Consider the following 21,650-nt stretch of genomic DNA (forward strand, 5'->3'; position numbering starts at 1 on the left):
TGTCCCGCAAAGGAGATTATGGGGCAGCCGGATGTTCCAGAATGTGCGGCAAGATGGGTATATTATTGCTGTGTGCGCTGCAAGATGGCCACTTGCATAGCCTACTTACGTCGTAGCCTGATCCTTAAGCCGGGCGAGGCTTTCCTGGCGTCCCAGCACGTCCAAAACCTCAAATATACCAGGCGACGTGGTCCGTCCGGTCAGCGCCGCCCGCAAAGGCTGGGCGACGGCGCCGAGCTTGAGACTATTTTTCTCGGCAAAGGCGCGCAGCGCGGCTTCCGTGGTGGCGCCGCTCCAGGTCTCGACATTCTCCAGCGCGGAATGAAGCTGGCCGATCAGCTTGCGGTTGTCAGGCGTCAGCAGGGCGGCTGCCTTGGGATCGAGCTGCAACGGCCGGTCGGCGAAGATGAAATAGGCGCCGTCGATCAGCTCGAGCAGCGTCTTGGCGCGCTCCTTCAGGGCCGGCATCGCCTTGAGGAGCTGCGCGCGCGTGATGTCGTTTAACTTGGCTTTAATCTCGTCGCGGGGGGGCACGACGTGGTCAAGCACGTCCTCGAACATCTTCAAGAGCGCTTGATCGTCGGCGTGGCGGATGTAGTGGCCGTTGAGGTTTTCCAGCTTGGCGAAGTCGAAGCGGGCGGCGGCGCGGCCGACACTGGCGAGATCGAAGGCGGCGATCATCTCCTCGGTCGAGAAGATCTCCTGGTCGCCATGGCTCCAGCCGAGCCGGACGAGGTAATTGCGGAGCGCTGCCGGGAGGTATCCCATGGCCCGGTAGGCATCGACGCCCAGCGCGCCGTGGCGCTTGGAGAGCTTTGAGCCGTCCGGGCCGTGGATGAGGGGGATGTGGGACATGTTCGGCAGCGCCCAGCCCATGGCATCATAAATCTGCTTCTGGCGCGCGGCGTTGATCAGATGGTCGTCGCCGCGGATGACGTGGGTGACGCCCATGTCGTGGTCGTCCACCACCACCGCGAGCATGTAGGTCGGGTTGCCGTCGCCGCGCAGCAGGACGAGGTCGTCGAGATTCTCGTTCTGCCAGACCACGCGGCCCTGGACCTGGTCCTCGATCACGGTCTCGCCGGTCTGCGGCGCGCGCAGGCGGATTGTCGGCTTGACGTCAGCCGGCGCGGTTGCCGGATCGCGGTCGCGCCACATGCCGTCATAGAGGCGGGTGCGGCCCTCGCTGCGCGCCTTCTCGCGCATGGCGGCAAGCTCCTCGGCGGTGGCGTAGCAACGATAGGCCTTGCCGTCGGCGAGCAGCTGCTCGGCGACCTCGCGGTGGCGGGCGGCCCGGCTGAACTGGTAGATGACGTCGCCATCCCAGCCGAGCTCCAGCCATTTCAGCCCGTCCAGGATCGCGCCGATCGCGGCCTCGGTGGAGCGTTCCCGGTCGGTGTCCTCGATCCGGAGCAGCATCTTGCCGCCGTGCTTCTTCGCATAGAGCCAGTTGAACAGCGCCGTGCGGGCGCCTCCGATATGGAGGAAGCCGGTCGGAGAGGGCGCAAAGCGCGTGACGACGGAATCGGTCATTCTTGGCAGGGCCTATGCATTGGAAGCGGTGGTGTATAGCAGGAACGGGACATAACTAAAGCCCGTCAGCGGACCCGCGAGGCCTTGCCTAGGCCCTTGGCGCGGCCACGCGAATTTGGCAGAAGGACCGCTGATTTCCCTACAGGATTTTCGTAATGACAGAACCGGTGGCGACTGAGGTTGGGCGCGATTTCATTCGTGACATCATCCAGGCCGACCTCGATCAGGCCAAGTACAAGGAGATCGTGACCCGGTTCCCACCGGAGCCGAACGGCTACCTGCATATCGGCCACGCCAAGTCGATCGCGCTCAATTTCGGCATCGCCCAGGAGTTTCCGGGCCGCTGCCACTTACGCTTCGACGACACCAACCCGGTCAAGGAAGAGCAGGAATATATCGATTCCATCCAGGCCGACGTGCATTGGCTCGGCTACGATTGGGGCAAGAACCTGTTCTATGCCTCGGATTATTTCGACCGCCTGTACGAATGGGCGGAGAAGCTGATCCGCGACGGGCTCGCTTATGTCGACGACCAGTCCCAGGAAGAGATCCGCCTCTCGCGCGGCACGCTGACCGAGCCTGGCAAGAACTCGCCGTTCCGCGACCGCAGCGTGGATGAGAACCTCGACCTGTTCCGCCGCATGAAGGCGGGCGAATTTCCCAACGGTGCGCGCGTGCTGCGAGCCAAGATCGACATGGCCTCGGGCAACATCAATCTGCGCGATCCCGTGCTGTACCGCATTCTGCATGCGCACCATCCGCGCACCGGGACCAAGTGGTGCATCTATCCGAGCTACGACTATGCCCATGGCCAGTCCGACGCGATCGAGGGCATTACGCACTCGATCTGCACGCTGGAGTTCGAGGATCATCGGCCGCTCTACGACTGGTTCATCGAGAAATTGCCGGTGCCGTCCAAGCCGCACCAGTACGAAATGGCGCGGCTCAATCTGACCTACACGCTGCTCTCCAAGCGCGTGCTGACCCAGCTCGTCCGCGACGGCCATGTCGCGGGCTGGGACGACCCGCGCATGCCCACCATGGCGGGAATGCGCCGCCGCGGCGTGCCGCCGGCGGCCTTGCGCGAGTTCGTCAAGCGGATCGGTGTCGCCAAGGCCAACAGCGTGGTCGATGTCGGCATGCTCGAATTCTGTATCCGCGAGGAGCTGAACCGCACCGCGCAGCGCCGCATGGCGGTCTTGCGGCCGCTCAAGGTCGTGATCGAGAACTATCCGGTAGGGCAGACCGAGGAACTCGAGGCGATCAACCATCCGGATGATCCCTCGGCAGGTACGCGAAAAATCACCTTCGGTCGCGAGCTCTATATCGAGCAGGATGACTTCATGGAGAACCCGCCGAAGAAGTTCTTCCGCCTGTCGCCGGGCAACGAGGTGCGGCTGCGCTATGCCTATTTCGTCAAGTGCACCGGTGTGATCAAGAACGACAAGGGCGAGGTGGTGGAGCTGCGCTGCACCTACGATCCCGCGACCAAGGGCGGCAATGCGCCCGACGGCCGCAAGGTCAAGGCGACCATGCACTGGCTGCCGGCGGCGACGTCCGTGCCCGCGGAAATCCGCATCTACAACCAGCTGTTCGCCAATCCGAGCCCCGACGCTTCGAATTTCGCTGCCGATCTCAATCCGAACTCGCTGGAGATCCTCAGTGATGCGCGGGTCGAGGCATCTGTTGCCGAGAGCAATGCGACCGAGCCGATGCAGTTCGAACGCCAGGGCTATTTCGTGCGCGACAAGGACTCGACGCCCGGCAAGCCGGTGTTTTCGCGCACCATTGGCCTGCGCGATACGTTCGCGAAGGAAGTTGCCAAGGGCTGATGACAGTGAGTAGTGAAGCCGACGCCATCGTTTCCGCCATCATCGCGAAATGGTGCTCCGGCTTCGCGACGCTCGATGCGGCGGCGCTGTCGTCGCTGTATTCGAACAACGCGTTCTTCTTCGGCTCCAACCCGAAGCTCTATCGGGGCAGGGACGGTGTCGCCGATTATTTCAACGGCCTGCCACGCTGGCGCAGGCCCAGCGCGGCGTTCTCGGAGGTGCAGGCGGCGCACGCGGGGCCGGATCTGATCAACATGGGCGCGACCATCACCTTCGATCTCGCCGGTGAGCGGCCTGATCTCGTCGTCAAGATGAGCTGGGTCATCATCCGCGAGGACGGCGACTGGAAGATCGTCAATCACCATGCGTCATCGAAGGCGCCGCTGATTTAATCGCAGCTCCATCGGCATGGTCATTCCGGGATGGCCCGAAGGGCCAGGCCCGGAATGACAGAAGAATACGAACCCAAACTCTCTGCGCGCGTTGAGACGGATCCAACCAAGGATCCCCCCATGCAGAACATCGCAGAGCATATGGAAGTCATCGGCGCCGACGGCGTCCATGTCGGCACCGTCGACAAGGTCGAGGGCAACCGCATCAAGCTGACCAAGAAAGACAGCGGCGAGGGCAGCCACAAGGGCCACCATCATTTCGTCGACAAGGGCCTGGTCGCCGGGGTCGAGGGCAACAAGGTCCGGCTGTCGGCCAAGGCGGATGTTGCCGTGACGATGGAACAGGAAAAGTAGGGCTCGTCCCCTTCGTTCCCGATCCGTACCGCTATTCGGCGGCCTGCACGTTCCGGTAGCTTCTGCGTCCGTCGCGTATCGCAGGGTTGCAGGGAATGGCGGAGCCGGGCCGGCCACAGCGTGCCTCGCAGGGGATCGCCGGCACTTGGCCGACCGGCAGGGCTGCCTCGGCCGGCGGCCTTGTGCCGGCAGGCTTTGACCTTTGGCCCGCGATCGTCGGGACGCTGCGCGAATGGGTCAAGGCTGAAGCCGGCGCCGGGCGATTGTTTCCCTGGGTGCCGATCGCCTTCGGCTGCGGCATCGCGCTCTACTTCGCCGCCGATCACGAGCCGGTGCTGTGGGTCACGGCTACGACAGCGGTCGCGCTTGCGATCGGTGCGATCCTGTTGCGGCGGAGCCGCCTGTTTGCGCCGGCCATCATGATTGCGGCGGTCGCGGCCGGGTTCGCCATGGCGACCTGGAAAACGGCACGCATCGCGCACACCGTGCTCGCCAAGCCGCTGTATTCGGTGTCGCTGTGGGGCTTCGTCGAGACCCGCGACATCCGCGAACGCACCGACCGTTTCATGCTGCGCGTCACCGCGATGGAGGCGCAGCGCAGCGACGTGAAGCTCGAACGCGTCCGCCTGTCCGTGCGGAAGGGCACGGCGCCCGATGTCGGCAGCTTCGTGCAGCTGAAGGCGCGGCTGATGCCGCCGCTGTCGCCGCTGCGACCCGGCAGTTACGATTTCTCGCGCGATATGTTCTTCCAGGGCATCGGTGCGTCCGGCTTTGCGATGGGGGCGATTACCACCGTGACGCCGCCCGTGTCAGGCGGATTGCAGCTACGCTATGCCGCGATTATGCAGGGCCTGCGCGATGCGATCGACGCGCGCATCCGTGCCACGCTCGACGGCGACAACCGCGCGATCGCGACCGCGCTCCTCACCGGACGCCGCGATGCGATCACGACGCCCGTCAACGATGCGATGTTCATTTCCGGCCTCGGCCACGTCTTGTCGATCTCCGGCTATCACATGGCCGTCGTCGCCGGCGTCGTCTTCTTTGCGGTTCGCGCGCTGCTTGCGTTGATCCCCGGCCTAGCGGTCGGCTTTCCCATCAAGAAATGGTCGGCCGCTGCGGCGCTGGTGGCATCCGCGTTCTACCTGCTGCTCTCGGGCGCCGAAGTCGCAACGCAGAGATCGTTCTTCATGACCGCGGTCGTGCTGATTGCGGTTATCGTCGATCGCCGCGCCATTACGTTCCGCACCCTAGCCGTGGCCGCGCTGATCGTGCTCGCAGTGGCGCCGGAAGCGCTGGTGCATCCGAGCTTCCAGATGTCGTTTGCTGCAACGCTCGGGCTGGTCGCGATGGTGCAGATCGGCATGCCGAGCCTGTTGGCCTCGCCCGATCATTCGACGACGGCGCGCATCGCGCTGTGGGGCGGCCGCGAGATCGCGATGTTGTCCATGGCCTCGATGATCGCAGGGCTGGCGACCACGCCTTACGCCGCCTTCCATTTCCACCGCGTTACGCCCTACGGCGTGCTCGCCAATCTCGGCGCTATGCCCGTGGTCTCGGCGCTGGTGATGCCGGCGGGGCTGCTGGGACTGCTCGCAGCGCCCTTCGGGCTCGACGGCGTGTTCTGGTGGTTGATGGGGATCGGCATCGACTGGATGATTTTGGTCACGCGCTGGGTGGCGGCGCTACCGGGCGCTGTCGGCCATGTCGGCGCCTTCGGTACGGCGCCGCTGATCGCTGCGAGCTTGGGCCTGGTCCTGATGGGTCTGCTGCGCACACCGCTGCGTTGGTCGGGAGCGGTCGTGCTCGTGGCCGCGACCATCTGGGGTCTTTCCGTCCGGCAACCCGATATTCTCATCGCCGGTGACGGCCAGAACGTTGCGGTGCGAGGCAGGGACGGGCAGCTGCATCTGATCAGGACGAGGAAGGACAATTTCCTGCTCAAGGAGTGGCTTGCGGCGGACGCTGATCCGCGCGACGCGGCCAGCGGTTCGCTCGGTGACGGCGTTTCATGCGACGATGCCGGCTGCGTGACACCGCTTGCCGACGGCCGCATGGTTGCGCTGGCCCTGCGCATCGACGCGCTGGCCGATGATTGCAGCCGCGCGGCACTGGTGGTGACGACAAGGCCTGCGCCGCCGGATTGTCGCGCGATGGTGGTCAACCGGCCGCGTCTGGCGAGCCAGGGCGCGCTGACGCTAACACCCCGCGGCGATGGTTTTGCGATTGCGGCGGTGAGGGCGAGGGGCGCAAATCGCCCCTGGTCGCCGGCGGCGGCCGGCGATGGAGATTTCGAATTGACCCTCGTGCCACGGTCGACAGCTCCGCGCTCCAAGGACGCAACACCGTCCGAAGCCGACCTTCAGGCCGAGGATTAAAACCGACGGTTCAACCGATCGGCAGGCCCGGAGTTGTCGACTGTCTGTCGGCCACCACCTGCGGCTTGTGCTCGCGCTCGCCGAGCGGCTGGGTCACAGGCAGTTGCAGCACGGTTGCGCGCTGGCCTTCGACGAGCTGCGTCACCAGCACGTACTTGCCGTCGGGGAATTCGATCGCGTCGTGATGACGATCGGGAATGTGCGGATCGATCTTGCCGAACTTGCCGACGCGGGAATTGACGGTGCGCGTCCAGATCCAGCGGTTGTCGTAGCGGACGTTGTCGGCGAAGGCGAGCTCCGTTCCCGGCAGCAGGCAGACCGCGACCGACATGTCGGCTTCGGAGGCGAAGCCGCGCGTCGAGGTGCCGCGGAACGTTGTCGTGACGATGGTCTCGCCAACTTCTGCGGGACGTGTCGCGACGGCATGCAGGCTATAGTCACACATCGGGTGCTCCTCATGCAGGGATAGCGACCCACGTCCCTTATCGAGGCGCAGGCCTCTACCAGAGTGTAAGCATGAAAGCTCCGCTCGGTTGTAGGCAAATCTGCGGCTTGGATCCGCAAGCTACAATCACAATATCTTTCCCGAATTCGCTAGGAACAAAGCCTGCGTCCGCGCATTCGGCAAGCTTCTCCGTCAGCGTCCGGCCGGCGCCGACCAGCCCGAATATTGCCAGGCAGGCTGCGCCCGCTGATCCATGGCGTTGCGGGCATCGCGGAATTGCGCGCTGGCTGCCTGCGGCGCCTTGCGCGCGTGATGCTGGGGCTGCTTGGCAAAGGCCTGCGACGCAGATGCTGCGATCAGCATAAGCGTGACGGTGCTCAAGATGGTCTTGCGCATGGTTGTCTCCTCGGTCTCCTGATGGGCCTCGCGAAGCGATAACGCTTCGTTGCGGCGTGCCGAGGATGTAGCGCTGAAGAGGTGGCCGGATAATCTGTGCAAAACCAGAAAGACTATCCAGCCGGAGCGGACAATCGTCCGCTCCATCAGTCGATGGCGATCACCGATCGCGCGAGAGCGAGGCGCTCAGTATTTCCGGTACAGGCCGATCAGCTTGCCCTGGATCTTGACCCGGTTGGGCGGAAGGATGCGGACCTCATAGGCGGCATTCGCTGGCTCCAGCGCGATCGAGGCACCGCGGCGGCGGAAGCGCTTCAAGGTCGCCTCCTCATCGTCGATCAGGGCGACCACGATATCGCCGGTGTCGCAGCTCTCGTTGCGCTGGATCAGTGCCATGTCGCCGTCGAGAATACCGGCGTCGACCATCGAATCGCCGCGCACCTCGAGTGCGTAGTGCTCGCCCGCACCCAGCATGTCCGGTGGGACGCTGATGGTGTGGCTGCGGGTCTGCAAGGCCTCTATCGGTGTACCGGCCGCGATCCGGCCCATCACGGGCACCGCGACGGGACGCTCGCCCTCGTCGGCGGGCGGGCTCGACGTCGTGCGCAGCTTGCCGAGATTGCCCTCGATGACGCTCGGCGTGAAGCCGCGGCGATTGCCGGCGGCGGCCTGCAGCTCGGGCAGCTTGATCACTTCGATGGCGCGGGCGCGGTTCGGAAGGCGGCGGATGAAGCCGCGCTCCTCGAGCGCCGTGATCAGGCGATGGATGCCTGACTTCGAGCGCAGATCGAGCGCGTCCTTCATCTCGTCGAAGGAGGGCGGTACGCCGCTTTCCTTCAGCCGCTCGCTGATGAACCGCAGGAGCTCGTATTGTTTGCGCGTTAACATCTCGACCAAAATCCCCCTGACGATGTCGTTCGATTCCGAGACGCTGGATTCAGCGATAAGCCGCTACATGCTCGAAACAAATCATGAACGGACACTATATGTTCGATACATGTTCCGCAACTGCTTAATTTACCGTGAACGCCACAAAGTTCGCGGAACGCACGCGAACGAAGCGGTCAGGCGGGCAGTCGCAATACCTCGCAGGGCATGCCGGCCTCGGCCTTCGGCGCAAACGGCGCGCGCACGAGAAGTGCCTGTGCCGCAGCGAGATTCGCAAGCAGCGAGGAATCCTGGTGATTGACGGGAACGGCGACGAGCGTGCCGTCGTCACGTGTGTCGAGGCGCGCGCGCAAATAGTCCTCGCGCTGGTCGTTGGCGCCGACGTCGCGGCCGAGCACGGCGCGTTCGCGGCGGTGATGAATCACCGAGCGGCCTGATAACGCGCGAATCAGCGGCACCATGAACAGGAAGCCGCAGACGTAAGATGACACCGGATTGCCGGGCAGGCCGATCACCCGCATTGCCCCGAGCTGCCCGTTCATCATCGGCTTGCCCGGCCGCATCGCGATCTTCCAGAACGCCATCGCGGTGCCTTCATCGCGGAGCGCCTGCTGCACCAGATCGTGGTCGCCGACCGAGGCTCCGCCGGTCGTGACCAGGATGTCGGCGCCGCTCTCGCGCGCGCAGCGGATGCCGGCGGTGGTGGCGGCAAGCGTGTCGGCGGCAACGCCGAGATCGATGGTGTCGGCGCCCTCGCTGCGGGCAAGCGCATGCAGGGCGTAGCCGTTGGAATAGACGATCTGGCCGGGGCCGGGCGTGGTGCCCGGCATCACCAGCTCGTCGCCGGTGGCCAGGATCGCGACTTTCGGACGGCGGCGAACGGCAAGCTGCGGGCGGTTCATGCCGGCAGCGAGGGCCAGGTCGCGCTCGGTCAGCCGCGCGCCCTGGCGCAGCAGCACGTCGCCCTCGCGAAAATCGATGCCGGCAGGGCGGATGTGCCGGCCGGTCATGGCGGCTTCCTTGATCGTGATGCGCCCGCCGTCGGCAACGGTATCCTCCTGGATGATGACCGCGTCGGCGCCGTCGGGAACGACACCGCCGGTGAAGATCCGCACGGCTTCGCCGGCGCCAACGGTTCCTGCGAAGGGACGGCCGGCTGCAACCTCGCCGATGACAGCGAGCTGTGTGTCGACCTTCGCCGCATCGGCCGCGCGGACGGCATAGCCATCCATCGCCGACATGGCCTGCGGCGGCTGCGTCCGCAGCGCCGCGACGTCGCGCGCCAGCACACGGTGAAACGCCTGGTCGAGAGCGACCGCTTCTTCAGCCAACGGCTCTGCGCCCGCAAGCACGGCGGCAAGCGCATCGGATACCGGCATCAGGGCCACGGCGAACTCCCGCAACATCAGCAAAAGACTCGGTCGGCAAGGTTTCTAGCCGAGCGGCGAGGCCGACGCAAAAGGCCAGGGGATGATCTGCAATGCGCGCGGGATTCTCTGCGGCGTGCTGGCGGCCGCCGCCCTTGACGATCTCCAGCGCAAAGGCGGCTTCTGCCCGGGTGAGGCCGCCATAGCGCTAGCGCAAGGCCTCGAATTGCGCCCTGGCGCCGAGCTCGGGGTCGGTGATGAGCACCATCGCGCTCGATCGCCAGCCGGAGGCGAGAGGTATGGCATTCTCAGTCCATTCGCTGCCGGCTGGTGTCGCCTGCACGTGCAATGGCACGCGGCCAGGCGGTCGATGCAGGCGCATCTCGCCGCCGATGCGATCCGGATTGTCGAGGCTGCAGGAGCCGATCAGTGCGCGCAGACGATGGCCGTCCTCGACGTTGACGGCTCGAACGTCACGACCGCGTTATGGGATTGCTTCTCGACGAATTGCCATCTTCCGCGACATCAGGCGCCTGGAGCCCCTGGTCCTTGTCGGGCATCGGATCGGCCTGGGCCTTCAAATCGGCTGCCTTGCTGATCAGCTTTGCGGAAAGCTCAGAATCCGAGGTGGATCTGGCGAATTTCATCAGCAGAGAGGCCTGCTTGGTGAGGTAGGTTTTGCCCAACACGTCGATACGTCCAGTTCCGATGTAGAATTCCCAACGGACTCAAGAGTCCGAAGGCGGGCATTCCGTTCCCGGAACTTCGTATAAAAATGCACAGAGCGATTTGGTTCCTGGTTCCAGGCGGAAATTGTTCCCGACCGGCCGGGCCGGGGCCGTCCGCATCCGTCGGATCAGATCCCCAGCGCCCTCAGTGCATTCCCGACCGCGGTCGGCGAGGTCACATGCACGGCGGTCAACCCGCGGGCGCGGGCACCCTCGACGTTCTCGGCCAGATCGTCGAAGAACACGATACGGTCGGCCGGCACCCCGATCGCGGCAACAACATGGTCGAAGGCTTCCGCATCCGGTTTGCGCAGCCCGATGCTGGAGGACAGGTACAGCTCGCGGAAATGGCCAAGCAGCTCGGCATATTCCTTCGAAAAATGGTCCACATGCGGTCGATTGGTATTTGAGAACGCGTAGAGCGGCATCCGCTTCGCCGCGCGCTGCAGCAGCTCCGCGATGTCGGGCATCTCGCCGGCGAAGATCGCGTTCCAGCCCTCGAGGAACTGTGCATCCGAAATGCCGATGCCGAGCGAGGCGCGCAGCGACTGGAAATAATCCGCGTCGCTGATCTTGCCGACCTCGTGCAAGCGGTAGGCCTCGCTGTCGCGCACGTAGCGTGCGACGATCGCCTCAGGCTGGCACCCGGCATGTCCCGCCCAGCAGGCGATCGCCTTGGAGAAATCGATGTCGAGCACCACGCGCCCGAGATCGAACAGGAGCGCATCCGCGCTGCCGGGAGAGAGCGATGTCATTGCGTCGATTTCTCGTCAGTAACGATATGGTTCGTGATCGAACAGCGGGAATGCGCTGAACACGCTCGGCGGGTTGGTTGCAGTGGCCGGGTGCAGGCAGGATTTGTCGATATCGGCGAACGAGGTAGCGCCCAAAAGACCGAGGCAGCGCAGCACCTCGTCCTCGAGCAGCTCCAGCATCCGCGCCACGCCTGTCTCGCCGGCCGCGGCGAGCGCCCAGCATTGCAGCCGACCGATGCCGACCAGATCGGCGCCCGCGGCGATCGCCTTGACGATGTCGGTGCCGCGGCAGATGCCGCCATCGACCATGATCTTCGCGCGGCCCTTCACCGCGTCGACGATCTCGGGCAGCACGTGCATGGCGCCGCGGCCGTGGTCGAGCTGGCGGCCGCCATGGTTGGAGACATAGATCCACTCGACGCCGTGATCGATTGCGATCTGCGCATCCTCGGCCGTGGCGATGCCTTTGATGATGAGCGGTATCCTGAACTTGTCCTTGATCATCTTCACGGTCCGCCACTCCAGTCCCTTCTGGAAATCGCCCCCGGTGGCGCGCAGGCGGCTCTCGCGGACGTAACGCTTGGCAATGTCGCGCTCGCGGCGGCTGTAGTGGGCGGTGTCGACGGTCAGGCAGAAGGCGGCATAGTTGGCTTTCTCGGCGCGGCTGACGACGTCGGCGACAAAGGCGTCATCGCCGCGGACATAGAGCTGGTACATGCGCAGCGCATCGGGGGCGGCTTCGGCGGTCTTTTCCAGACCCGGCTCGGAGACCGAGCTCAGCATATGCGAGGCACCGAAGGTGCCGGCGGCGCGGGCGACGCTGGCGGCGCCGAAGGGATCGAAGATCTCCAGCGCACCGACTGGGGCGAGCACCACGGGCAGGCGCATCTTGCGCCCGAACTGCTCAACGGAGCCGTCGACCTTACGCACATCGCGCAGCACGCGCGGGCGGAAAGCGATCTCGTCCAGCGCCATGCGGTTGCGGCGCATCGTGGTCTCGGTTTCGGCGGCGCCGACGATGTAGTCCCAGGCGTTCTGGTTGAGGTTGGAACGGGCCTTCCGGATGAATTCGTGCAGGTTCTGGAACGGCTCGTTGCTGGCGCCGAGCTCGACGTTCCGTTCCGGCCGGAGTGCTTCGTTCATTTGTTATCCTCCCGAGAATTTGAAGCCTTATGCCATCGCCTATCCCGTCCGGCCCTCCAAAACCATCCTAAAATCGCATAGCTGCGAGGCGTGACGTGGCGGCCGATTCTCGCTCCGCGGGAGCCGGTCTTCCGAACGTTGCCAAATGTTTAGGTCGAGGCGAAGAGGTTTCTGCGGTATACCCGCCGGTGTGGCGTGCCGGCCTTGAAGAAACCAGAATGATATTGTGAGAACCGGGTTGGATCGCCATTTGCATGGCGGCTGCCAAGCCTCAAAAGAACCGCTAAGCGAAAAGGCTACCCATTCCATGCGGAAAACCCTGCTGTTCCCCTTGGGCGCGCTCACTGGAGCATGCCTGACCCTCCTCGTATCCGGTCCGCAGGGCGGACTCTGGGCGGCACGGGCGGCGGCGGGCGCAGATAGCGCCTATTCCCAGCTCAATCTGTTCGGGGAGGTTTTCGAGCGGGTGAAGGCGAGCTATGTCGAGAAGCCCGACAATTCCAAGCTGATCGAAGGTGCGATCACGGGCATGGTCACCTCGCTCGATCCGCATTCGCGTTACATGAACGACAAGGCCTGGACCGAGATGCAGGAGACCACCTCCGGCGAGTTCGGCGGCCTCGGCATCGAGGTCACGATGGAGGAGGGCTTGGTCAAGGTCGTCTCCCCGATCGACGACACGCCGGCGTCCAAGGCCGGCATCATGTCCGGCGACCTCATCAGCAAGATCGACGGCGAGGCCGTGCAGGGCATGACGCTCGAGCAGGCCGTCAACAAGATGAAGGGGCCGGTCGACACCCAGACCAAGCTCACCATCGTGCGCAAGGGCGCCGATGCCCCGCTCGATGTCGCGATCAAGCGCGAGATCATCCATGTGCGCCCGGTGCGCTTCCACGTCGAGAACGGCGACATCGGCTATATCCGCATCACCTCATTCAACGAGCAGACCACCGACGGGCTGAAGAAGGCGATCGCCTCGATCTCCAAGGATGTCCCGCAGGAGAAGCTCGTCGGCTATGTGGTGGATCTGCGCAACAATCCGGGCGGCTTGCTCGACCAGGCCGTGTCGGTCTCGAGCGCGTTCCTCCAGCGTGGCGAGGTCGTCTCGACCCGCGGCCGCAATCCCGAAGAGACCCAGCGCTTCACCGCCCATGGCGGCGACCTCATCAAGGGCAAGCCGCTGGTGGTCCTGATCAACGGCGGCTCGGCCTCGGCCTCGGAGATCGTGTCGGGCGCGCTGCATGACCACAAGCGCGCGACGCTGATCGGTACGCGCTCGTTCGGCAAGGGCTCGGTGCAGACCATCATTCCGCTCGGCACCGGCAACGGTGCGCTGGCCCTCACCACGGCGCGCTACTACACGCCGTCGGGCCGCTCGATCCAGGCCCAGGGCATCGCGCCCGACATCGAGATCCTTCAGGACGTCCCGGCCGAGCTGAAGGGCCGGGTCGACACCATGGCGGAGTCGCAGATGCGCGGGCATCTCTCGGCCGCCGACGGCACCGAGCAGACCGGATCGCAGTCCTACGTCCCGCCGGAAGAGAAGGACGACAAGGCGCTGCACGCGGCCTACGACTTCCTGCACGGCGTCACCGTGAATGCGGCCGCCGCGAAGCCGGCGCCCAAGACGACTGTGCCGAACTAGACTGTCCGGTCCCTGCGACCTGCAAAAGATTCGCCCGGGCGTGGATGGCCACGCCCGGGCGAATTCGTTTCAGTCGCGCCGTTCGGGCGCGGCGTTTGAGAGGTCCTAGCTCGCCTCGCGGCGACGGGCCTCGCTGCCGTCGCGCTGAGCCAGACGGCTGCGATGGAGCGCGAACAGCTCCATGATCTTGTCGGCCGGCTTTGCGGCGCTGAACAGATAGCCCTGCATCTCGGTGCAGCCGAGCGTGCGGAGCAGGCGCTGCTGCTCTTCGGTCTCGACGCCCTCGGCCGTGGTCGCCATGCGGCGGGCGCTGGCGAGGTTGACCACGGCTTGCACGATGCTGGCGGAACCGTCGGGACCGGCGATGTCGTTGACGAAGCAGCGGTCGATCTTGATCTTGTCGAACGGGAAGCGATGCAGATAGCTCAGCGACGAGTAGCCGGTGCCGAAATCGTCGAGTGCGATGCGCACACCAATGGCGCGGAGCTGGTGCAGGATCGCAAGTGCGGTGTCGTCGTCGCGGATCAGCACGGCCTCGGTGATCTCGAGCTCCAGCCGGCTCGCCGGCAGATTTGAGGCGGCCAGCGCCGCCATGATCTTCAGCGCCAGCGTGCTGCTCTTGAACTGCACCGGGGAGACGTTGACGGCGAGGCGGATGTCGTCGGGCCAGCCGGCCGCATCGCGGCAGGCGGTCGCGAGTACCCATTCGCCGATCTCGTTGATCAGCCCGGTATCCTCCGCAATCGGGATGAACTCGGCGGGCGAGACCATGCCGCGTTCGGGGTGACGCCAGCGCACCAGCGCCTCGCAGCCGGTGATGCGGTCGTCCTTCAGGCTGAGGCAGGGCTGGTAGTAGACCTCGAGCCCGCCTTCGCGCCCGCCTTGGGCGATGGCGTGGCGCAGATCGATCTCGAGCTGGCGCCGCTCGCGCACCTTGGCATCCATCTCCGGCTCGAAGAAGCGATAGGTGCGACGGCCGGCGGACTTTGCGGCGTACATCGCCATGTCCGCGTTCTTCAGGATCTGGTCCAGCGCGGTACCGTGTTCCGGCGCCATTGCGATGCCGATGCTGGCGTCGGTGGTGAGATGATGGCCCATGCAATCGAACGGTGCGCGGATCGCGGCGAAGACCCGCGCCACGAGCGCGTTGACCTGGTCCTGCGAGCTCACTGCGTTCTGCACGATCGCGAATTCGTCGCCGCCGAGCCGCGCCACGAAGTCGGCCGGACCGGCGCAGTCGCGCAGGCTCTTGGCCACCGACTTCAACAGTTCGTCACCGACGAGATGACCGAGTGCGTCATTGACGCCCTTGAATTCGTCGATGTCGATGTAGTGCACCGCGAGCTCTTCGCCGTCGACGATGGCGGTGAGCTCGTCGCGCAGGTGTTCGTGGAACATGGCGCGGTTGGGCAGGTCCGTCAGCGCATCATAATGGGCGAGGTGGGTGATGCGCTCCTCGATGCGACGACGTTCGGTGATGTCCTCATGGGTCGCGACCCAGCCGCCATCGCCGAGCGGTTCGTTGACGATCTGGACCGAGCGGCCGTCGCTGGTGTCCACGACCATGGAGTTGCGCACATGGATGTCGCGCAGCACGCGCGCGACGTACAGGTCCACGTCGCCCGCGAACGAGCCCGTCGCCTTGCGGTGCACGATGATGTCGCGGAAGCTGCAGCCGGGCTTCACGGTCTCCGCCGACAAGCCGTACATTTCGATGTAGCGATGGTTGCAGACCACGAGCCGCCGCTCAGCATCGAACAGCAGCAGGCCCTGGGTCATGTTGTTGACGGCACGGTCGAGGCGCTGTTTCTCGAGCGTCATCCGCTCGCGGGACAGGCGGTGCTGCTCCAGGAGCTTGCGCACGATCGCGATCAGCACGCCCGCGATCGCGAGCGCCGAGGCGCCGGCGACCGAAATCAGGATGCCGATCTGCTCGCGCCAATCGGCAAGCGCTGCCGCGCGCGTGGTCGTCGCCATCATCAGGATCGGGAAGTGGGGCAAAGCCCGCGCCGAGATCAGTCGGTCTTCGCCGTCGATCGGGCTCACGACACGTCCGGCGAAGTGGTCGAGCGTGAAGATCTTCTGCTGCTCGTACGAACCGTTCCTGAAGTTGCGTCCCATCATCTCACTGGAAGAGGGATAGCGGGCAAGCAGCGTGCCGTCCCGGTGCAGCATCGAGATCGTCGCGCCGTCGCCGAGCCTGACGGTCTCGAAGAATTTCTCGAAATTGGCCGGCTCGATGCCGCGCCCGACGATACCCATGAATTCCCCGTGCGCTCCCATGATCCTGCGCACGATCAGGATGGTCCAGGCGCCGGAGATGCGGCTGTGAACCGGTTCGATCAGCACGTCGGGCGCCTGCGGATCGTATCGGAAGGCGCGGAAGTAGGCGCGGTCGGCGACGTTGACCTTCGGAGCCGGCCATGCCGTCGAGGAATTGATCACATTGCCGTCGGCGTCGATGATGTTGACGCCGCCCATGTACGGAAGCGCCTCGATCTTCGAGCGTAGCATCCGGTGCACGTCCTGGCCCGAGAGGCGCTTGCGGAAGTCCTCTGCGGTGGCAATGCCGGTCACGCGCACGTGGTCGACAAGATCCTTCTGGATGACCGCGAAGTCCTGCAATTGCTGGTCGAAATGATGGGCGAGCAGCAAGACGGTGTTTTCCAGCTCGCGGCTGGAGTTGCGCAGCGCGCGTTCGCGAAAGTTCTGTGCCATCAGCACCGCGCCGACGGCGATCGCAGCGATCAGGAGCGTGCCGCCCACCACGAGCCAGCGGATGGGTCCGCTACGCACGAAGGCCTGGTCAAGCCGAGTTCCGTATCTCGTCATCATGCCGATCGTTGCCGTGCACACGTCTGGGTCATTCGCGATCCCCGTCACATCCGTCGGTTTACGGGATCGATGTGGAGGCGACGTTAGGAATCGCGGTTAATGCGACATGAACCGCGATGCGCAAATGCAATCGATGCGGATGGCGAGAGCCGTGCAGATTTTGCCTGCATGGTCGAGATGACCATCCGTCCTTGCCGGTCCCAGCGACGTCAACCAGCGCTTAACCAACTAACGTGCTGGCGATGCTCGATGTCGCGATGGCGCGCGGTTTGCAAACCAGGTTCGCTACCACGCAGAGAGGACGCGATCATGAAAAAGACTTTGAAGAATTTTTGGGCCGACCAATCCGGCGCGACCGCAATCGAATACGGCCTGATCGCGGCCGGCATTTCGCTCGCCATCATCACCGTCGTGAACGGCCTGGGCAGCAAGCTCAACACCAAGTTCGGATCGATCAGCGCGGCGCTGAGATAATCGCGAGATCAGGCGCGATAGTGGCCCGATTTGCCGCCGAGCTTCTCGACGAGATGGATGCCCTCGATGCGCACGCCGCGCTCCACCGCCTTGATCATGTCGTAGATGGTGAGGCAGGCGACCGAGACCGCTGTCAGCGCTTCCATTTCGACGCCGGTGGGGCCGGTCACCTTGACGCTGGCGCGCACCATGCAGCCCGGCAGCTTCGCATCGGGTTCGATGTCGACCGTGACCTTCGACAGTGCGAGCGGATGACAGAGCGGGATCAGCTCCGCGGTGCGCTTGGCCGCCATGATTCCGGCGATGCGCGCGGTGCCGAGCACGTCGCCCTTCTTGGCATTGCCTGAGAGGATCAGGTCGAGCGTCGCCTTCTCCATGACGACGCGACCTTCGGCGACGGCGAGCCGCTCGGTTGCGGCCTTGTCCGAGACGTCGACCATCCGCGCTTCACCCGAAGCGCCGATATGGGTGAGGGCAGGGCCCGCCGTCTTCGATGGCCTGGTTTTCGCAGGCTTGCGCACCATGTCCTTGCGCGCCATCAGCGCGTGCCCGTGGCGCGGGCCCTGGTTTCGCGCGCGAGCAGCGTGCGCGTGGCCGCGGCGACGTCGGCCTGCCGCATCAGGCTTTCGCCGACCAGGAAGGTCGACATGCCGACGCGCGCGAGCCTGGCGAGGTCATCGGGCGTGAAGATGCCGCTCTCGCCGACCATCAGCCGCTCGCCGGGGATCAACGGCGCCAGTGTCTCGCTGGTCGCCAGCGTCGTCTCGAAGGTGCGCAGATTGCGATTGTTGACCCCGATCATCGGCGAACGCAGCTTCAGCGCCCGGTCGAGCTCGGCGCGATCGTGGATCTCGATCAGCACGTCCATGCCGTAGGCGATCGCGGCGTCCTCGAGGTCCTTGGCCGTGGCGTCGTCGAGCGCAGCCATGATGATGAGGATGCAATCGGCGCCATGCGCGCGCGCCTCGACGACCTGATAGGTGTCGAACAGAAAATCCTTGCGCAGCACAGGCAACGAGGTCGCCGCGCGCGCCGCCACCATGAAGTCGAGATGGCCCTGGAATGAGGGCGCATCAGTCAGCACCGACAGGCAGGCCGCGCCGCCCGCTTCATAGGCCTTGGCAAGCACCGGCGGATCGAAATCGGCGCGGATCAGTCCCTTGGAGGGCGAGGCCTTCTTCACTTCCGCGATCAGCGCGTAGTCGCCATTGGCGTGCTTGGCCTTGATCGCGTGCACGAAGCCGCGCGGCGCGGCTTGCGCCTTGGCCTGTGCTTCGATCGCCGAGAGCGGCTGGGCGCGCTTGGCGGCTGCAATCTCCTCGCGCTTGTAGGCTTCGATCTTGGTCAGGATATCGGACATGACAGGCTCAGCTGTTCGAGACCGCGATCAGATGCTTCAGGCGGGCGTTCGCCGCGCCGCTGTCGAGCGATTTCGCGCCGATCGCGACGCCTTCCTTGAGGTCCTTGGCGCGTCCGGCGACGATGAACGCGGCGGCGGCATTCAGCAGCGCGACGTCGCGATAGGGGCTCGGCTTGCCGTCGAGCACGCTTTGCAGCGCGATCGCATTGGCATCGGCATCGCCGCCCTTGAGCGCGCCGGGCTCACAGCGAGACAGGCCGGCATCCTCGGGCGTCACCTCGAAATTCCTGATGTCGCCATTGTGGAGCGCGGAGACGAAGGTCGGACCGGTGAGGGTGATCTCGTCGAGGCCATCGGAGCCGTGCACCACCCAGGCGGATTCGGAGCCTAGATTCTTCAGCACCTGAGCCAGCGGCTGCACCCATTGCCTGGAGAATACGCCGACCATCTGCCGCTTCACGCCGGCGGGGTTGGATAGCGGCCCGAGCAGGTTGAAGATCGTGCGGGTGGCGAGCTCGACCCGGGTCGGGCCGACGTTCTTCATCGCCGGGTGATGAGCGGGAGCGAACATGAAGCCGATGCCGCATTCGCGGACGCAGCGACCGACCTGCTCGGGTCTGAGGTCGATCTTCACGCCGAGCGAGGCCAGCACGTCGGCAGCGCCCGAGCGCGACGACAGCGCGCGGTTGCCGTGCTTGGCGACCGGCAGGCCGGCGCCCGAAACGATGAACGAGGCGCAGGTCGAGACGTTGACCGAGCCGGAGCCGTCGCCGCCGGTGCCGACGATGTCGACGGCGTCCGCAGGCGCATCGACCGTGAGCATCTTCGAGCGCATCGCGGTGACCGCGCCGGTGATCTCCTCCACGGTCTCGCCACGCACGCGCAGCGCCATCAACAGGCCACCCATCTGCGATGGCGTGGCCTCGCCGGACATCACGGCGTCGAAGGCGGATGCGGCTTCCTCACGCGACAGGCTGGCGCCGGTCGCCACTTTTCCAATGATCGATTTCAGGTCGTCCATCGCGTGCTTTCAACTCACTGGTTCGCGCCGGTCACTTGCGCGAAGGCGGCCTGATTAATGCTGGTCCCGATGTCCGTTTCAAGCTTGTTGACGTAGGAGGCGACCTGCTCGTCGGTCAGCGAGCGGTCGATGCTGTCCTTCAGCTTCTTGACGGCGTCGGAGGCGGTGTCGACGGTGGGATCGACGATGTCGGTGACACGGTAGACGATCACTTCGGTGCCGCCGGTGACCGGTGCCTGTCCGGCGCCGTCCTTGGCGGCACGGAAGGCGGCCGCAACGATGTTCGCGGGCACGCCGGCCGGCTGATCATCACGCTTGAAGCCGCTGGCGGTCTCGACCTTGGCGTTGATCGCAGACGCCTCGTCGGCGAGCTTGCCGCCCTGTTCGAGCTTCTGCACCATCTCGGTCGCCTTCGTCTTCAGCTTGGTGGCGATCTGCTCCTGGCGCCAGCGCGCCTCGACCTGGTCGCGGACCTCGTCGAGATTGCGGTCGCGCGACGGCGTGATGGCGAGCACGTCGTACCAGACATAGCCGCCCTTGTACGAGATCGGGTCGTTGTCGACGCCGACATCGCTGTTGAAGGCTTGCGAGACCACGTCGAGGCCTTGCGGAATGTTATCGACCGGCTGCCCGCTCGGAGCGCGGCCGGAGCGGTCGACGGCATCGACGGTCACGGCAGTGAGCCCGAGCTTCTGCGCGGCATCAGCGACGCTGGTGCCGGCACCGCGTTCGTCCTCCATCTTGTCGCGGAGCTCGCCGACCTTCGCGCGCGCGCGGCCAATGGCGATCTCGCGCTTGATGGCGGGGGCGAGGGTCGCGTAGTTCGCCTCGGCGCCCGGCTCGATCTTGTCGACCTTGACGATCGAGACGCCAATCGGTCCCTGGATCGGCTGGCTGATTTCGCCGACGGGAAGCGCGAAGGCGGCATTGCCGACCGCCGCTTCGAGCGAGGATTTGGCGACGAGGCCGAGATCGACGTCGGAGGCGCTCAGCCCGCGCTCCTTGCCGAGGTCCTCGAAGGAGAGCCCGCCGACCAGACGCTCGCGCGCGGCCTGCGCCTCGGCGACATTTGGAAACACGATCTGGTGGATCTGGCGCTTCTCCGGCGTGCCGAGCTGATCCTTGCGCTGGTCGAACAGCTTCTTCGCCTCGTCGTCGGAGACGTCGGTCCACTTGGCGATGTCATCAGGCGAGATCACGGCGAAGACGATCTTGCGGTATTCGGGCGCGCGGAACTGGACCTTGTGGTCCTCGAAATAGGCGGCGAGCGCCTCGGGCGAGGGGGCCTCGATGGTGCCCGCTTGCGCGGCGTCGAGCCTGACGAATTCGATCGCGCGCTGCTCGTTCTGGAAGCGCGTTGCGACGTCGAGCATGGCCTTCGGCGGCTCGAGGCCCGCACCGATCGTGCCGGTGATCTGCCGGCGCAGCGCCACCTTGCGCTGTTCGGCGACGTAACGCTGCTCGGTGTAGCCGAAATTGCGGATCAGGGCCTGGAAGCGGTTCGCATCGAATTTGCCGTCGACGCCCTTGAAGTTCGGGTCGTTCATGATGAGCTGGCGGATCTGCTCGTCGGACTGGCCGAGCCCGAGCTGGCGCGTGTTTTCGTCGAGCGCGGCCTCCGCGATCGTCTGCTGCAGCACCTGGCGATCAAGGCCGAAGGCGCGCGCCTGGTCCGGCGTCAGCGGGCGGCCGAACTGGCGGCTGATCTGCTGGAGGCGGTCGGTGTAGGTCTGGCGGAACTCGTTCAGCGAGATCTCGGTGCGGCCGACCTTGGCCAGCGTGGACTGCCCGAAGCCCCGGAAAATGTCGGCAATGCCCCAAATGCCGAAGCTGATGATCAACACGCCCATCACGACGGCCATGATGGTCTTGCCGACCCAGTTTGATGAGGCCTTGCGCATTCCTCGAAGCATTTGGTCCAACTTGTCTGAAAGGAGGGGAACGGGAGCGCGTCTTAATGCAGATTCCGCAAAAGCGCGTCACCAAATTGATATGCCATCATAAAGTGGCGGCTTTCCCCCCGCAACCTTGGCTCAACCGGGTCCGCGAAGCTGCGCCCAAAGGGGCTCTGGTCTCTGGAACTGCCACGACACCTCTGCTAGCG

General features: G+C 65.1%; 20 protein-coding genes. 6 read left to right on the top strand and 14 right to left on the bottom strand.

Annotation, left to right across the window (positions count from 1 at the left end):
- Positions 1-105: 105 nt before the first annotated feature.
- The gene (gene gltX / locus XH89_RS18310; protein WP_194468314.1) at positions 106-1,533 is read right to left on the bottom strand and encodes a glutamate--tRNA ligase; all 1,428 of its coding nucleotides are present in this window, start codon (positions 1,531-1,533) and stop codon (positions 106-108) included.
- Positions 1,534-1,688: 155 nt separating this feature from the next.
- Between gltX and XH89_RS18315 the strand changes: the two genes are divergently transcribed.
- The 4 genes from XH89_RS18315 to XH89_RS18330 all read left to right on the top strand — a co-directional run bounded on the left by XH89_RS18315 (position 1,689) and on the right by XH89_RS18330 (position 6,489).
- Positions 1,689-3,365 (top strand): glutamine--tRNA ligase/YqeY domain fusion protein, encoded by a 1,677-nt coding sequence (locus tag XH89_RS18315; RefSeq protein ID WP_194468315.1) that lies wholly within the window; start codon positions 1,689-1,691, stop codon positions 3,363-3,365.
- A 5-nt stretch (positions 3,366-3,370) separates the two neighbouring features.
- Positions 3,371-3,757 (top strand): nuclear transport factor 2 family protein, encoded by a 387-nt coding sequence (locus XH89_RS18320; protein WP_194468537.1) that lies wholly within the window; start codon positions 3,371-3,373, stop codon positions 3,755-3,757.
- Between the two features lie 120 nt (positions 3,758-3,877).
- Positions 3,878-4,111 (top strand): DUF2171 domain-containing protein, encoded by a 234-nt coding sequence (locus XH89_RS18325; protein WP_194468316.1) that lies wholly within the window; start codon positions 3,878-3,880, stop codon positions 4,109-4,111.
- A 95-nt stretch (positions 4,112-4,206) separates the two neighbouring features.
- Positions 4,207-6,489 (top strand): ComEC/Rec2 family competence protein, encoded by a 2,283-nt coding sequence (locus tag XH89_RS18330; protein ID WP_194468317.1) that lies wholly within the window; start codon positions 4,207-4,209, stop codon positions 6,487-6,489.
- A 10-nt stretch (positions 6,490-6,499) separates the two neighbouring features.
- Here XH89_RS18330 and XH89_RS18335 read toward each other — a convergent pair whose 3' ends face one another.
- From XH89_RS18335 to XH89_RS18370, 8 genes are all read right to left on the bottom strand, one after another.
- The gene (locus XH89_RS18335) at positions 6,500-6,934 is read right to left on the bottom strand and encodes a hypothetical protein (RefSeq protein WP_194468318.1); all 435 of its coding nucleotides are present in this window, start codon (positions 6,932-6,934) and stop codon (positions 6,500-6,502) included.
- A gap of 192 nt (positions 6,935-7,126) precedes the next feature.
- Entirely contained in the window at positions 7,127-7,330 is a 204-nt protein-coding gene (locus XH89_RS18340) for a hypothetical protein (RefSeq protein WP_194468319.1), read from the bottom strand.
- Positions 7,331-7,516: 186 nt separating this feature from the next.
- Positions 7,517-8,218 carry a transcriptional repressor LexA gene (gene lexA / locus XH89_RS18345; protein ID WP_194468320.1) on the bottom strand — a complete coding sequence of 234 codons (702 nt, stop codon included), beginning with the start codon at positions 8,216-8,218 and terminating at the stop codon, positions 7,517-7,519.
- 176 nt (positions 8,219-8,394) lie between these two features.
- Positions 8,395-9,606, bottom strand: coding sequence for a gephyrin-like molybdotransferase Glp (gene glp, locus XH89_RS18350; RefSeq protein ID WP_194468321.1), 1,212 nt, complete (start codon positions 9,604-9,606; stop codon positions 8,395-8,397).
- Between the two features lie 187 nt (positions 9,607-9,793).
- Positions 9,794-9,967 (bottom strand): hypothetical protein, encoded by a 174-nt coding sequence (locus tag XH89_RS18355; protein ID WP_194468322.1) that lies wholly within the window; start codon positions 9,965-9,967, stop codon positions 9,794-9,796.
- A 91-nt stretch (positions 9,968-10,058) separates the two neighbouring features.
- The gene (locus XH89_RS18360) at positions 10,059-10,274 is read right to left on the bottom strand and encodes a hypothetical protein (protein ID WP_194468323.1); all 216 of its coding nucleotides are present in this window, start codon (positions 10,272-10,274) and stop codon (positions 10,059-10,061) included.
- A 167-nt stretch (positions 10,275-10,441) separates the two neighbouring features.
- Positions 10,442-11,068: an HAD family phosphatase gene (locus XH89_RS18365; protein ID WP_194468324.1), complete on the bottom strand. Its 627-nt coding sequence runs from the start codon at positions 11,066-11,068 to the stop codon at positions 10,442-10,444.
- A gap of 15 nt (positions 11,069-11,083) precedes the next feature.
- Positions 11,084-12,211 (bottom strand): alpha-hydroxy acid oxidase, encoded by a 1,128-nt coding sequence (locus XH89_RS18370; protein ID WP_194468325.1) that lies wholly within the window; start codon positions 12,209-12,211, stop codon positions 11,084-11,086.
- Positions 12,212-12,518: 307 nt separating this feature from the next.
- Between XH89_RS18370 and XH89_RS18375 the strand changes: the two genes are divergently transcribed.
- The gene (locus XH89_RS18375; protein WP_194461881.1) at positions 12,519-13,856 is read left to right on the top strand and encodes a S41 family peptidase; all 1,338 of its coding nucleotides are present in this window, start codon (positions 12,519-12,521) and stop codon (positions 13,854-13,856) included.
- A 105-nt stretch (positions 13,857-13,961) separates the two neighbouring features.
- Here XH89_RS18375 and XH89_RS18380 read toward each other — a convergent pair whose 3' ends face one another.
- Positions 13,962-16,691 (bottom strand): EAL domain-containing protein, encoded by a 2,730-nt coding sequence (locus XH89_RS18380; RefSeq protein WP_194461882.1) that lies wholly within the window; start codon positions 16,689-16,691, stop codon positions 13,962-13,964.
- 309 nt (positions 16,692-17,000) lie between these two features.
- Between XH89_RS18380 and XH89_RS18385 the strand changes: the two genes are divergently transcribed.
- The gene (locus tag XH89_RS18385; RefSeq protein WP_194461883.1) at positions 17,001-17,165 is read left to right on the top strand and encodes a Flp family type IVb pilin; all 165 of its coding nucleotides are present in this window, start codon (positions 17,001-17,003) and stop codon (positions 17,163-17,165) included.
- An 8-nt stretch (positions 17,166-17,173) separates the two neighbouring features.
- Here the strand turns inward: XH89_RS18385 and moaC are convergent, their stop codons facing one another.
- Genes moaC through XH89_RS18405 form a run of 4 tightly spaced genes read right to left on the bottom strand, consistent with a single transcriptional unit; the run spans position 17,174 to position 21,459 of the window.
- On the bottom strand, positions 17,174-17,689 hold the full coding sequence (gene moaC, locus XH89_RS18390; protein ID WP_194468538.1) for a cyclic pyranopterin monophosphate synthase MoaC: 516 nt from the start codon (positions 17,687-17,689) through the stop codon (positions 17,174-17,176).
- A gap of 14 nt (positions 17,690-17,703) precedes the next feature.
- Complete coding sequence (trpC, locus tag XH89_RS18395) at positions 17,704-18,525, bottom strand: indole-3-glycerol phosphate synthase TrpC (protein ID WP_194461884.1); 822 nt, start codon at positions 18,523-18,525, stop codon at positions 17,704-17,706.
- A 7-nt stretch (positions 18,526-18,532) separates the two neighbouring features.
- Complete coding sequence (trpD, locus tag XH89_RS18400; protein ID WP_194461885.1) at positions 18,533-19,546, bottom strand: anthranilate phosphoribosyltransferase; 1,014 nt, start codon at positions 19,544-19,546, stop codon at positions 18,533-18,535.
- 14 nt (positions 19,547-19,560) lie between these two features.
- A complete protein-coding gene (locus XH89_RS18405) occupies positions 19,561-21,459 on the bottom strand; it encodes a SurA N-terminal domain-containing protein (protein ID WP_194461886.1) in 1,899 nt (632 codons plus the stop codon).
- Between the last annotated feature and the right edge of the window lie 191 nt (positions 21,460-21,650).

Origin of the sequence: Bradyrhizobium sp. CCBAU 53340, from assembly GCF_015291645.1 — a bacterium.
Classification (GTDB): Bacteria; Pseudomonadota; Alphaproteobacteria; order Rhizobiales; family Xanthobacteraceae; genus Bradyrhizobium.

What these genes read in the sequence shown, in the direction of transcription:
- XH89_RS18380 (WP_194461882.1), bottom strand. Translation starts at nt 16,691, where the DNA reads ATGATGACGAGATACGGAACTCGGCTTGACCAGGCCTTCGTGCGTAGC.
- trpC (WP_194461884.1), bottom strand. Translation starts at nt 18,525, where the DNA reads ATGTCCGATATCCTGACCAAGATCGAAGCCTACAAGCGCGAGGAGATT.
- XH89_RS18335 (WP_194468318.1), bottom strand. Translation starts at nt 6,934, where the DNA reads ATGTGTGACTATAGCCTGCATGCCGTCGCGACACGTCCCGCAGAAGTT.
- trpD (WP_194461885.1), bottom strand. Translation starts at nt 19,546, where the DNA reads ATGGACGACCTGAAATCGATCATTGGAAAAGTGGCGACCGGCGCCAGC.
- XH89_RS18385 (WP_194461883.1), top strand. Translation starts at nt 17,001, where the DNA reads ATGAAAAAGACTTTGAAGAATTTTTGGGCCGACCAATCCGGCGCGACC.
- XH89_RS18325 (WP_194468316.1), top strand. Translation starts at nt 3,878, where the DNA reads ATGCAGAACATCGCAGAGCATATGGAAGTCATCGGCGCCGACGGCGTC.
- XH89_RS18405 (WP_194461886.1), bottom strand. Translation starts at nt 21,459, where the DNA reads ATGCTTCGAGGAATGCGCAAGGCCTCATCAAACTGGGTCGGCAAGACC.
- moaC (WP_194468538.1), bottom strand. Translation starts at nt 17,689, where the DNA reads ATGGTGCGCAAGCCTGCGAAAACCAGGCCATCGAAGACGGCGGGCCCT.
- XH89_RS18370 (WP_194468325.1), bottom strand. Translation starts at nt 12,211, where the DNA reads ATGAACGAAGCACTCCGGCCGGAACGGAACGTCGAGCTCGGCGCCAGC.
- XH89_RS18355 (WP_194468322.1), bottom strand. Translation starts at nt 9,967, where the DNA reads ATGCGCCTGCATCGACCGCCTGGCCGCGTGCCATTGCACGTGCAGGCG.
- XH89_RS18375 (WP_194461881.1), top strand. Translation starts at nt 12,519, where the DNA reads ATGCGGAAAACCCTGCTGTTCCCCTTGGGCGCGCTCACTGGAGCATGC.
- XH89_RS18330 (WP_194468317.1), top strand. Translation starts at nt 4,207, where the DNA reads ATGGCGGAGCCGGGCCGGCCACAGCGTGCCTCGCAGGGGATCGCCGGC.
- XH89_RS18315 (WP_194468315.1), top strand. Translation starts at nt 1,689, where the DNA reads ATGACAGAACCGGTGGCGACTGAGGTTGGGCGCGATTTCATTCGTGAC.
- XH89_RS18340 (WP_194468319.1), bottom strand. Translation starts at nt 7,330, where the DNA reads ATGCGCAAGACCATCTTGAGCACCGTCACGCTTATGCTGATCGCAGCA.
- gltX (WP_194468314.1), bottom strand. Translation starts at nt 1,533, where the DNA reads ATGACCGATTCCGTCGTCACGCGCTTTGCGCCCTCTCCGACCGGCTTC.
- lexA (WP_194468320.1), bottom strand. Translation starts at nt 8,218, where the DNA reads ATGTTAACGCGCAAACAATACGAGCTCCTGCGGTTCATCAGCGAGCGG.
- XH89_RS18365 (WP_194468324.1), bottom strand. Translation starts at nt 11,068, where the DNA reads ATGACATCGCTCTCTCCCGGCAGCGCGGATGCGCTCCTGTTCGATCTC.